The organism is Noviherbaspirillum pedocola (assembly GCF_016632335.1).
Taxonomy (GTDB): Bacteria; Pseudomonadota; Gammaproteobacteria; order Burkholderiales; family Burkholderiaceae_D; genus Noviherbaspirillum_A; species Noviherbaspirillum_A pedocola.
Genome location: NZ_JAEPBG010000001.1, coordinates 380,628 through 392,973 on the forward strand (window position 1 = coordinate 380,628; position 12,346 = coordinate 392,973).

The following is a 12,346-nucleotide window of genomic DNA, read 5'->3' on the forward strand; positions in this document are numbered from 1 at the left end:
GAGGGGAATGGCGAGGTGGGATTTCTTTCCGAGGCGGATGAGCGGGTGTTGCGCTCGGATCGGTTGCGGGAATTGTGGGAAATGCGCAGGTGGGAGGTTAGGGAGCAGGTGAGGATGGAGTTTGGGGATGGGGGGTTGGAGGCGGCTTGAGCGTTGATGTGGCTGGCTGAGCCTCTGTCATTTCAGTTGCCCACGATGCGAAATATCCAGCGTCCCCCATTGCAACCAAGCGACTCAATGATCAGAGTCGCCGCCATAACGTTAGGTAGGCGCCTATTTTCGCCGCCATGATACATCCACCAAAATACAGCTCTAATAAAAGCACCCGTAGTGCATCTAGTGCATTAATTCACTTTCCTTTTCCATTACAAAGAGAACCCAATGCCATTATCAACTCTTCCCCATCGTATTGCGGAATAGAAGAGGCATTACAATAATTTGTACGCAGAAATTCAACGACCTCATCTTTGCCATTTCCCGAAACATACCGCAGATTGTCGGTATCGTCGTCCCACTGCAGAACATTAATGCTATCTATATCAGGAGGCGGTGCTGGTGCATCCACTCGACTCACAGCAACTATAAACGGTTTCATAGAGCCTTTTCTATAGATTGGTATTGGCTGGAAGAATCCATATGCTTCCGCAAAACCATACAGGTGAATTTTGTCAATACTATCAAGCGAATCTATCGCAGATTGAAACTTTCTCTTCGTTTCAAAATTGCGCCAACCAGTTGACGTCCCCAAGTAAATCATTTCTATCATCGGAACAACATCAACATCAGAACGGTAACCTTGCCTACCATTTCTTACCCAGTCACACCAGCCATCTCCGTTGATATCAAATACATGCCACTTGCCCACTGGAATGTAGGTCTGATATTGCTTTCCCAATATTAACTGAGATGGCGGATGAGGAGGGACCATGCACTTAACATATGGTTTCAATGAAAGCATGTCACCTGCGTAGGTGGCGTCATATAGGCAACACAAGACGCTGATGAATATGATGACCAAGGGATTCCTAGCGAGCATTTTGCATCCTCAAATTTTGAGAGGGATCATTTCGAGGCCTCGCGATTTCTCGTCACTAAAACATCGCAAGCTACGCCAATCACCTCTTCCGGGAGTGATTCCGATGAACGTGGTTACATACCCACCAAGATCACACGGCGCCCCTTTCTTACAATCCCGAGTTAAGTTTCCAATCTCGTTAGAAAAAGCGCCCAAACCTCCGTTATGGAGACGAGCTGTACGCATTGCCAAATTCTCTTCAATTCTTCTTTGCTCAAATAAATATCTGTCGCTTTTTTTCTCGCCCTCCTGTTGCACCTCATCATTCACAAATTGATCTCTCAGATTTTTATCGCCAATGACTTTTCGAAGATTATTCCTAATAAATACTCGTGATATGTAGTTAAATTTATCGAAACCTTTATAAAGTTGCATCAGCCATTCTTTAAGTAATCGGTCAGAAAAAATCGTCTCAGTCATAAACGCATTCCTCCCCTCGCCAATTGGACGCCCTTTTCCATCCGGTTGAAAGCATGCAATATCAATAAACGCCTGTCTATCCAGCATGGTATCCTCTTGGAAGCGTTTTCTTTGCTGATCCGTCCAGACCGTGCTACTCATCGCATTATCCCAGGCATCTTCCGCATTTTTACACGGCACCCTGCGCACGACATCGAACCATCCTCCTTCCCGACCAAGTTTCAATGCGCGCTTATCAGCAGCTTCGATTCGCTCTTTAATATCTTGAGTCATTCCAATAAGCTGCATTTCATCATTTGACAACGTCTTAATGGTTTCGATAAATGTGACCGCAACAAATTGCGACCTACCATAAGAAGCATGGTAGATGCGAGGCACTTCCCCATTTGGGCCTTGCTGCCCAACGATGTCAATGCCAGGACATCCATTCTGACTACAATCCTTATTCAAGCCTGCTGTTTCATTTAACTCCGCTGCCGCTTCTATTTTCTCAACACGTAATTTCTCCAACTCATTTTCATAAGAAACTTTCAAAGTCGTTAGCTTATTTACATCGCAATTTAAAATTCTCTGCAAATTGGCATTGCGCTCAGCGAGATTCCCTAAATTTTTAGTTACATTGATCCCCGCTTCCCCTTCCCCAAACTCGATAGCCGGCAATAGAACACTCGCCGCCGGACAACTCCCCAATTCCTTCGTATTTCCGGTAATCCTGGCAATCAGCAACGCCGCATTCTTGTCACTGAAATTCACGAAACTGAATTGCGGCAGTTGCACGATGTTGCCCTGGTAATGCCTCTTGAATGCATCGACCGTCTCATCCGCCGCGCCGTCCCAGGTCGCGTAAGGCTTTTTCCGGTTAGTCAGAAAGTCGCCGCCGAGGTCATACAGCAGGCCGGTGTGCTTTTGCGCGTAGTCGCCGATCAGCTTGTCGAGCGCTTCATCGCCGGTCGTCGCGCCCGCCTGTATGTCTTCGATGCTGAACGCCCAGCGCGCGCCGGTGAAACCCTGCTTCGTCGGCAGCGGCTTGCCCTTTGCATCGGTCGTCAGCGCGTAATAGACCAGCTTGGCCGCTGCGTCCGGGTCGAAATACAGGCTCGGCTGGCCGGAGACGTAGGCGCTGATGTCGAGCTTGAGCGCGTCCGGTGTGGCGGCGTCAATGCTGTCGGCGATGCCCGCCGGGTCGGGACTCAGAAAACGGCCCGTTGCTGGATCGTAGTAGCGCGCCACGTGGTAATGCAGGCCGTTTTCCTCGTCGGCGTACTGGTTCACCAGCCGCAGCCGCGGGTCGCCCGCGCCGGTCGGGTGCGCGCGTCCCCAGGCGTCGATGTTGCTTTGCCATCGTTGGGTCGCTTTCCCTGCCCTGCCCGCAGGCTCGCTGGTCGCCAGCACAGCCCCTCGATGATCGGTTTCCAGGCGCAGCGTTTCGCCGTCATGGAACCAAAGTAGCGGGCGGTATCCGGCATACAGGTATTCGCCGCGCACGCGCAGTCGCTTGCCTACATGCGACGCGACCGCAACAAGTTGCGTGCCGTCGTACAGGTAATACTCGCTGCCGGCGGCAGTGTGCTTTTCGACGCGGCGGCCACGGGCGTCGTAGCGGTAGCGTGCGACGGGAGCAGCCCCGCTGGCCGCGACGGGATGCACTTCGGCCAGCGCGCCAGCGGCATTCCAGACCAGGCGGAACTCGCCCTTTTCCGTGCGCAGGCGCTGCGGCAGGCCGGCGGCGTCGTGCTCGCTGCCGGGCGCGGTCTCGGCAAGACCGGGTTCGGGCTGCGGCGACGCGGCGAATATCAGCGATGGCGCCGCTTCGGATTGCCTGTCTTCCGGCTCCAGTTCGGCAAGGCGCAGCTTCAGGCGCAGCGCATCCAGCCAGCGTTCCGGTAGTTTCACCATCACGCCGTCCAGCCATGCCGGCCAGCGCAGGCGCTCGACGGCGGCGCGCTGGCCGCGATACGGCGCATCCGCGAAATAGCGCCAGACGAGACGTTCGCCACCGGGCAGCGTCTGCGAGATGCGCCGGCCGACTTCGTCGTAACGGGTTTCCAGCGCCAGACGCAGTGGCGCGCCCGCGCCGTCGTCGATTTCCAATTCGGTGCACTCCACCTCGCCGAACGGGTCGTGGCGATAGCGATAGACGCGCCGCGCGTGCCCCTCTTCGATCACCGTTTCTTCGACGCGGTACGGCCCGCGCCAGGCAAAGCGCAATTGCTCGGCCATGCTGCCGTCGGCCAGTGCGCGCACGACGCCGCGCAGCCGGCCGGCGGTGTCGTGAACCAGCGCGGTGGTCGCGCCGCGCGCATCGGTGACATGGACCAGGCGATCGGCGGCATCGTAGCGGGCGGTCTGCCAGCCTTGTTCTGGCAGGCGTATTGCGACCAAACGGCCGAAGTCGTCAAGCTTGCGCTCGGCGCTGCGCGCATTGGCGTCATAGCGCAGCACGATGTTCTCGGAGGCGCTGCCAGGCGGGCCACGCATGGCCTTGAACACCGCCGATGGAGGCGGTGCTGCTTCATCCTCTGCACGCGACCACAGCGCCAGCCCGCCGCCCGGCAGCGACACCGGCATGGGCAGCCCGGAAGCATCGTGAGTCAATGTGCTCACGCCGCCGTCGGGCCAACGGATACGCGCCGGTCGGCCGCGGGCATCGGTGTCAATGTCGATGCGACGCAGGGCGATAACGCGACCTGCGGCATCCAGGGCGGCATCGCTTTGTCCGAGGAGTCGGCCGGCGGCATCGGTTTCGAACGAGCGACGGCGGAACACATCGTCCCAGCGCAGCGTCGTCGCCGTCAGCCGGCCGCTGCCTTCGTCGCGGGCGTAAGCCAGTTCGACGTTCCCCGGAAGAATGCTGCGCGCGACGAAGCTTCCTTGCGCATCCCAGACATGGCGGATGACGTCCGGCACGACTCCCGCGCCGGGGGACCACGGACCTTCCACCTCGGTCAGCAGGCTGCGCCCGCGCCGGTCTTCATAGCGGTAACGCATGCTGCGCTCGATCTTCGAGCCGTCTTGCGGATCGAAGCCGGATTCGCTCAGCAGCACCGGCTGCTGGCGGCGGTTGTATTCGATGCGTAATTGATGTTCCCTGCCCGGCACCACGCTCGGCCAGGCGATCAGGATCGGGCCGAACGGCGGCCGCGCCCTGCCGCGCCATGGCCACAGGAAAGGACCGATCTCGGGCGCGTATTGCTGGCGCAGCAGCGGCGTGCGGCGCGATGGCTTGCCGTTCGCGTAATCGATGCGGGTCAGGCTCAGCAGTCTTCCCAGCGCATCCAACTCCAGCGCCCGTCCTTCGATAGCCTTGCCGGCGGCGTCAAGCCGGGTGACCTCGGTCAGGCGGGCCAGCCGATCGTAGCCGTAGCGCAAATTCACCGGGCCGCAGCTCGCGCAGCCGGCGCCGCGCGCTTCGAGCAGGCGGAACTCGCCGTTGATGATCGTGTGACGGTACTCGGTGCTGCGGCCGGCGCCGTCGGTCAGCAGCGTCAGTCCGGGCGTAAGCCGGCGGAATACGAGTTGTTCGTCGCTCGGGCCAGGGAGCGGCTTTCCATCCGCCGCCAGCCGCAGCGACTCGCCGCTCAACGAGCCTACCGCTCGGCCGGCGGCGTCGTAAGTCCAGCCGCGCAAACGCTCGCGTAGGCCGGCGCTCTTCCCCTCTTCCTGCGCTTCGACGCTGATGCCGGTCAGCAGCAGCGGATGATGCTCGTCCTCATGGTGATAGATACGCCGCATCGTCTTGCCGCGCCCGACGGGCAGCCGCGCCGTTTCCAGTCGAAGCGCCGAAGCGTTCTTCGCTTCGCCATGCTCATAATCGATGCGGCCGACCGGTGTGTCGATGCCGACGATGCGCTCGCTCCCCGACGCCGCATTCGCATAGCGGATACGCAATTCCCTGCCCTGCGGATCGCGTACCCGCAAGAGCCTGCCCTCGGGCGTGCGCTGCAGGTCAAGCGCTTCGCCGCCGGGCAGCGCGATGCGCATCAGGCGGCCGTTGCGGTCGAAGCGCAATTCGCGGCCGTTCGGCCAGAGCCAGTCGTATTCATCGCCGCCCTCGATCCTCGCGATGCGCACCGCGCCGCGCGCCGGGTCGGCGTGGCGGTACAGGCCGGCACCGACCACGCTGCGTGCAAACACCAGCCGTGCGCCATCGGCCTGCACGATGTGCAGCGCGCCGCCCATCAGGAACAGCCGGGTTTCGTAGGAAAGCTGCCAGCCGCGGCCGAGTCCGAAATCCGGTTCGCCGACCAGCGCATGGCTGCTGTTGTAATGGCGCACGACTTCGAGACCGAGCACGCCGGGCAGCGGCGCCATGTCGGTCTCGCGCTGGTATTTGTTGCCGGTAATGAGGTTGACCGGATTGCCGGCGCCCTGGCCGGGTCCGCCGGTGTTGTCCATGCCGGCGACTTGCGCGCCGCCACAGGGCGCACCAGCGCCGCCCGGGTCACAGGCGGCGCCAGGTTCTGCTGCGAATGCGGGCGCGACGGCACAGGCAAACAGCATGGCCGCGGCCCATGACGGGATGCGCATCATGGCGTATCGCTTGAAGCATTCGAATCAGGGAGACGCGCCGCCAGAAGAGCTCATGGACACGGCGAGGAAGGAAAACTGCGCCGGAAGTTTGCAGCGAAATGTTTCTTGGCGCAACTGAAAATTTGAAACAAGGATAAGGCCGGTGGGCCTGCGAAGGCGAGGAAAAGGACGCGTTGCACAAGCGCGATCTTGCGTCCGCTCGTAGGGCCTGCTGCGCCCACGCGGTGACCGAACAGACGCGTGGGCGGAGCAGGCCCTACGAGGTCGCGAGGCGCTTTAGCGGACCGCCGTCACACCAGCTCGCCGATCAGCTCCACCAGCTCGCTGCCATAGGTCTGCAGCTTCTTCTCGCCCACGCCACTCACGCCGCGCAAATCCTCCAGCGATTGCGGCATGGCCTTGGCGATTTCGCGCATCGTGGCGTCGTGGAAGATCACGTAGGCCGGCACATTGTGGCGGCGCGCGGTTTCCATGCGCCACCAGCGCAGCTTTTCGAAGATGCGCTGTTCCACCGGCGACAGGTCGGCTTCGACATAGCCCTTCGCTTTCGTCTGGCTGCGCTTGGCCTTGACCGGCTTCACATAGCGGCGCAGCTGCACCGCGCGTTCGCCGCGCAGCACCGGCCGCGCCGACTCGGTCAGGCGCAGCGAGTTGTAGGCGTCCGGGTCGACATGTACCAGGTCCATCGCAATCACCTGGCGCAGAATCGCGCGCCATTCCTGGTCGCCGATGTCCGAGCCGATGCCGAACACCGACAGCTGCTCATGCTTCCATTGCCTGACCTTGTCGGTGTCCATGCCGCGCAGCACGTCGAACACATGGCCGGCGCCGAAGCGCTGGCCGCAGCGGTAGATGGTCGACAGCAGTTTCTGCACCGGCACCGTGGCGTCATAGGTGACCGGCGGATTCAGGCAGGTGTCGCAATTGCCGCAGGGCTCGGAATGCTGGCCGAAATACGACAAGAGCCGCACGCGCCGGCAGCCGACGGTCTCGCACAGGCCGAGCATTGCGTCGAGCTTCTGGCTCTGCACGCGCTTGTAGGTTTCGTCGGCCTCGGATTCATCGATCATGCGCCGCTGCTGCACCACGTCCTGCAGGCCGTAGGCCATCCAGGCATTGGCCGGCGCGCCGTCACGGCCGGCGCGGCCGGTTTCCTGGTAGTAGCCCTCGATGCTCTTGGGCAGGTCGAGGTGGGCGACGAAGCGCACGTCGGGCTTGTCGATGCCCATGCCGAAAGCGATGGTGGCGACCATCACGATGCCTTCCTCGCGCAGGAAGCGCGCCTGATTGCTGGTGCGCGTGTCCAGGTTCATGCCGGCGTGATACGGCAGCGCCTCGATGCCGCTCTCCACCAGGAATTGCGCGACCTCTTCCACCTTCTTGCGCGACAGGCAGTAGACCACGCCGGCGTCGCCCGGATGCTCGCTGCCGATGAAGTCCAGCAATTGCTTGCGGCCATTGCTCTTCTCGACGATCTGGTAGCGGATGTTCGGCCGGTCGAACGAGGAGATGAACTCGCGCGCATCGTCCAGCGCCAGGCGGCGCACGATTTCCTCGCGCGTCTGCTGGTCGGCAGTGGCGGTGAGCGCAATGCGCGGCACGTCCGGAAACTGCTCGTGCAGCACCGACAGGCGGATGTATTCGGGCCGGAAGTCATGCCCCCATTGCGACACGCAATGCGCTTCGTCGATGGCGAACAGCGCGATCTTCGCCTCCTGCAGCAATTCCATGCAGCGCGGCGTGAGCAGCCGCTCGGGCGCGACATACAGCAGGTCCAGTTCGCCATTGCGCACCAGGCGCTCCACGCGCGAGGCTTCCTGCCAGCTCTGCGTGGAATTCAGGAAGGCGGCGCGTACGCCGAGTTCGTCCAGCGCATCGACCTGGTCCTGCATCAGCGCGATCAGCGGCGACACCACCACGCCCACGCCGTCGCGCAGCAGCGCCGGGATCTGGTAGCACAGCGACTTGCCGCCGCCAGTGGGCATGAGCACCAGCGCATCGCCGCCGGAGGCGATGGTCTCGACGATGTCGGCCTGCTGGCCGCGAAACGCCGGATAGCCGAAGATGGTCTGCAGCAGATGCAATGCGCGCTGGGACAGGTCTGACATGGTCTTGCGGATGTTCCTTGAAGTTCAGTTGTTCTGAGGTGCTCAGTCGGCCCAGGTCACCCAGCCGGTGAAGGCGGTGAGCAGTATCAGCAGGCCAAATACGATGCGGTACCAGGCAAAGGCATTGAAGGTATGGCTGCTGATGTAGCGCAGCAGCCAGCGCACGCACAGGAAGGCCGAGAGGAAGGCGGCGATGGTGCCGGCAGCGAACATCGGCACGTCGGCCGCGGACAGCAGCGCGCGCTCCTTGTACAGCGAATATACGGTGGCGGCCAACAGCGTCGGTATGGCCAGGAAGAACGAGAATTCGGTGGCGGCCTTGCGCGACAGGCCGAACAGCATGCCGCCCATGATGGTGGCGCCGGAACGGCTGGTGCCGGGGATCAGCGCGAAGGCCTGGGCACAGCCGATCTTGAAGGCGTCGACCATCGTCATGTCATCCACGGTCTCGATGCGCGCGGCGCCCTGCTGCGCGCGCGCGCGGCGCTCGACCCACATGATCACAAAGCCGCCGATGATGAAGGCCAGCGCCACCGGGACCGGCGCGAACAGCACGGCCTTGATCTTCTTGTTGAACAGGAAGCCGAGGATGGCCGCCGGCATGAAGGCCACGATCAGGTTGACCATGAAGCGCTGCGCCTTCGGATCCGAACCCAGCCCGCCCAGCACCCGCGCGATGGGCGCGCGGTATTCCCACATCACGGCGAAGATCGCGCCGGCCTGGATCACGATCTCGAATACCTTCATCTTGTCGCCGACGAAGTTCAACAGGCTGCCGGCGAGGATCAGGTGGCCGGTCGAGGAAATCGGCAGGAACTCGGTGAGCCCCTCGACGATGCCCATGATGATTGACTTGATGATAAGCAGGGAATCCATGAATGATCGGGAATGGTTACTGGAATGGGGGTGAGGTGCGGCAATGTCAAGGCATCGCCTTGCGGGCACGTCGTCGGCTGGCATGCATGTTGTTACCCGTGCAACGCGTGCCTGGATTTTGTACCGGAAACTGTCCGGCTTATTTGACCGGGTCGAAGGTTACCACGAGCTTGTCGGCCCGGGTATCGATTCTGACCGGCACGAAGCTGATGCCGGCATAGCGGAAATCGCCGTCCCGGAAGCGGTACACCGGCACGTCGCCGACGAGCTGCGCGGCGAGAAAGCTGGCCACCCGCGCGACCTGCGGCCCGAGACCATCGCCCATGCCGTCGCCGCGTATGTCCTCCACCCGCGGCTCGGACAGCGTCAGCGCCCGCGCGCCGCTATCCACCCTCGGCGTGCCGGACAGCGTGACACCGCCGCGCCAGCCGCCGTTGCCGATGATCGGCGTGAGGGACACATCCAGGGACAGCTGTATGCGTCCGCTTTCGGGGCGTAATGCCAGCGATGGGTGGTCCGCATGTACGTCAAGAATGCCGATATAGCGCTGATCGAACGGAAAGCGGCGCGCCACGCCTTCCTGCAAACGGGACAGCGGCACATCGACTTCGCGTGGACCGATCAGGCTGGAGCAAGCGGCGAGGACAGCGACAAGGAAGAGCGGAAGGAAGCGTTTCATGCGGCGGTCGCCTTTTCCATGTCGGCAAGCCAGGTCAGCGCCGCTTCGCGGTTTGCGCCACACATCTCGGCTTCGGCTTTCAGGCTGCCACACACGGCCGGGCGTTCCGGATGGCCGAAGATGCGGCAGCGATGGTCCTCGTCGAGCTGCACGCAGCGCACGCCGGCCGGCTTGCCATGCGGCATGCCGGGAATCGGCGAGGAAATCGACGGGGCGATGCAGCAGGCGCCGCAGCCGGGACGGCAGGTGAGGTTTTCGGGCATCCCGTGATTTTACGCAAACTCATGGTGGAAGCAGAAAACTGGATTGCGTTTCCGGTTACGAAGGCAGCCGTGTCACATTTCATGGGGTTGGTATGGGCGACAGGGCAGGAAACGGGGTGTCGTATCGAAAAGGAGAAGTGTCATTTGCGCCGCTATCGCGGCCAAGCGCTGGCAAAACCGGCAAGGCCGGGAGCCAGGCCGTCACGCCGCCGAAGCTCGGTTCGCGTGAGGAGCAAACCTCACCCGCCGCTTCGCCGCGTTCCCTGCCCCGCCGCGCAGGTCAGCCGCTTCCCCCCTCCTCGAACGCAAGCGCGCCCGCTGCGCCCCATCCTGCAACAAGCGATGCTTCCGCCATGCCGCCGCCGTTCAAGCTGAGCGCCGCGGACCTGCGATTGCAAGCGCCGCTGGACTTTGAGCCGCCGCAGCGGCGGCGGGAACAGGTACGCGCCTATCTGAAGGGCCTGAAAGCGGAAGGACTCGACACCCTGCCCTTCCGCGACCTGAGAGGCGACATGGCTGTCTGGGCCAAACAATTCCAGGCTGCGCTTGCTCCGGCGATGTACCGCGCTCGCGGCAGATTGCTTGACGAACTGACAAAAGGGAAGCTGGAAACGCCGGATGTTGAAAACCAGGAGCGCGGTGTACCAAGAATTCAACGTACCGGAAAAGCCGTGGCTGCGGAATTGCACCCGCCCGGCTTCCAGTTGCCGCCGCTGGCAATGGCGATGCTGGCCGAAGCTCTGGAAGAGTTAAGAGACAGGCTTGGCGAGCGGAATGCAGATGTAATCAGGAAAATGTTCGAGGATGCAGTGCGCAATATCCTGGTCCAGAATGGTTTTCTGTCTTCCCTACTCAGCGGACACTCAGGAATGGCGACAAGTTTCGTGTTCCATGTGGCAACTTACGTCAAGGCAGTGTTCGGCATGGACGGTACCTCGCAGGGAGTGGCGGCCGCGATCGTCCGCAATATCGAAAAAAATGAACGCGAGGCCGCGACCCGCTTCATTGCCAGTACTTACACGACGCTGTCCGGCACGCCGGGTTTCGTAGAGATCCACTGGCCGCAAGAGGACATGGACGGCGATTCCGATGCAGCGAAGGAGCATGCAGCGCTGAAGCGTGAACTGTTCATCGACACCTGGAATCGTCGGGGCCGCAAGTCCATGGAATTCCCGTCTCGCGGCCTGTGGCATTTCCTCGAAGCCGACGGCAGATTCAAACGATGGAACACTCCGGCTAGCCTGGCCGATCGGCTAAGCGCCTCGCCATCGGATGAACTACCCGCAGTCATCCTGCATGTAGCCGGCCCGAATCTCTTGCTCTATGTAAGGCAATACCTGCTCGGTGGAAAACACGGCAAAGCGCTGGGCTTACGTCCCGACGCTGCCTTCAAGCCCGAGCTTGCCGTACTGTTGCGCCGCGAGCAGGACGAGGACGTACTCGACTTTCGTGCGGTGGACGATGACTTCAGCCGTGACGGCCTTGTCTCAGAAGACAGTACGGAGAAAGGCGATGAGATCGCCAGGAGCAAAAATGCCGCATCTTCCCGCAAGGTGCGTCTGGAAGTCCGCCTGCAAATCCGCTTCCGCCAACCCGACCTGTTCCAGATGCACAGCGCCCTGATCGTGAAAGCGGAATATTGATGCCGTGCTTTGCTTGACTGCAATCTGGCACCCCCTTACCCTGCTGACTCGACAGTCAGTTATTTCCGCCCACCCCATGTCATGCCCCCTCTCCAACCGACCGCGCTGGACGCGACGCAAACAGGCGCGTCCACAGGAGCTGCTCGCGGCTGCGCTGGAACTCTTCGTCGAGCGCGGCTACGCCGCCACGCGCCTGGACGACGTGGCCGCCCGCGCCGGCGTCTCCAAGGGCACGCTGTATCTGTACTTTCCGAGCAAGGAAGAATTGTTCTTCGCGCTGGTGCGGGAAAACCTGCTGCCGGTGCTGGACGAGGCGGCGGCGCTGATCGACGGCTACAGCGGTTCCAGCGTCGCGCTGTTCCGGGAGTTCATTTTCGGCTGGTGGCAGCGCATAGGCGAAACCCCACTGGCCGGGCTGACCAAGCTGGTGCTGGCGGAGTCCGGCAATTTCCCGGAGGTGGCCAAGTTCTATCACGAGGAAATCATCTCGCGCAGCAATGCGCTGGTGATGCGCATGCTCGATCGCGGCATCGCGCGCGGCGAATTCCGCGCCATCGACGTCCATCAGGCGCACATGGTGGTGGTGGCGCCGGTGCTGATGCTGACGCTGTGGCGGCATTCCTTCGATGCCTGCCGGCCCGAGCCGGTGTCGCCGCAGGCTTATCTCGACAGCATGATCGATCTGCTCACGCACGGCCTTCTGGCGCCATCCATCGCGCGGCCGGCCGGCTGAACAGTGGGCTTTGCTAAAA

The 12,346-nt window shown here is 61.6% G+C and carries 9 protein-coding genes and 1 pseudogene; 3 read left to right on the forward strand and 7 right to left on the reverse strand.

The genetic code is table 11. The features are described from left to right. Window positions 1-349: 349 nt before the first annotated feature. The 3 genes and pseudogenes from JJB74_RS01735 to JJB74_RS34145 form a co-directional block, all read right to left on the reverse strand. A complete protein-coding gene (locus tag JJB74_RS01735; protein ID WP_200590074.1) occupies window positions 350-958 on the reverse strand; it encodes a hypothetical protein in 609 nt (202 codons plus the stop codon). A gap of 87 nt (window positions 959-1,045) precedes the next feature. Next, a complete protein-coding gene (locus JJB74_RS01740; RefSeq protein ID WP_200590076.1) occupies window positions 1,046-5,674 on the reverse strand; it encodes an RHS repeat domain-containing protein in 4,629 nt (1,542 codons plus the stop codon). A gap of 9 nt (window positions 5,675-5,683) precedes the next feature. Next, window positions 5,684-5,806: pseudogene (locus JJB74_RS34145) on the reverse strand (DUF6531 domain-containing protein); the annotation flags it as partial. Between JJB74_RS34145 and JJB74_RS01745 the strand changes: the two are divergent. Continuing rightward, the gene (locus JJB74_RS01745) at window positions 5,747-6,010 is read left to right on the forward strand and encodes a hypothetical protein (RefSeq protein WP_200590078.1); all 264 of its coding nucleotides are present in this window, start codon (window positions 5,747-5,749) and stop codon (window positions 6,008-6,010) included. The pseudogene JJB74_RS34145 and the gene JJB74_RS01745 sit on opposite strands and share 60 nt — an antisense overlap. Window positions 6,011-6,315: 305 nt before the next feature. On the opposite strand, the gene recQ is transcribed toward JJB74_RS01745, so the two are convergent. The 4 genes from recQ to JJB74_RS01765 all read right to left on the reverse strand — a co-directional run bounded on the left by recQ (window position 6,316) and on the right by JJB74_RS01765 (window position 9,951). After that, window positions 6,316-8,133: a DNA helicase RecQ gene (gene recQ, locus JJB74_RS01750; protein WP_200590080.1), complete on the reverse strand. Its 1,818-nt coding sequence runs from the start codon at window positions 8,131-8,133 to the stop codon at window positions 6,316-6,318. A gap of 42 nt (window positions 8,134-8,175) precedes the next feature. Beyond that, window positions 8,176-9,009: an undecaprenyl-diphosphate phosphatase gene (locus JJB74_RS01755; RefSeq protein WP_200590082.1), complete on the reverse strand. Its 834-nt coding sequence runs from the start codon at window positions 9,007-9,009 to the stop codon at window positions 8,176-8,178. 139 nt (window positions 9,010-9,148) lie between these two features. After that, entirely contained in the window at window positions 9,149-9,688 is a 540-nt protein-coding gene (locus JJB74_RS01760) for a DUF1439 domain-containing protein (RefSeq protein WP_200590084.1), read from the reverse strand. Next, window positions 9,685-9,951, reverse strand: coding sequence for a YkgJ family cysteine cluster protein (locus tag JJB74_RS01765; protein ID WP_200590086.1), 267 nt, complete (start codon window positions 9,949-9,951; stop codon window positions 9,685-9,687). The genes JJB74_RS01760 and JJB74_RS01765 overlap by 4 nt, the downstream gene beginning before the upstream one ends. Window positions 9,952-10,343: 392 nt before the next feature. Here JJB74_RS01765 and JJB74_RS01770 point away from each other — a divergent pair, with 392 nt between their 5' ends. Next, window positions 10,344-11,594, forward strand: coding sequence for a hypothetical protein (locus JJB74_RS01770; RefSeq protein WP_234483494.1), 1,251 nt, complete (start codon window positions 10,344-10,346; stop codon window positions 11,592-11,594). A gap of 76 nt (window positions 11,595-11,670) precedes the next feature. Further along, a complete protein-coding gene (locus tag JJB74_RS01775) occupies window positions 11,671-12,327 on the forward strand; it encodes a TetR/AcrR family transcriptional regulator (RefSeq protein WP_200590090.1) in 657 nt (218 codons plus the stop codon). Window positions 12,328-12,346: the final 19 nt, after the last annotated feature.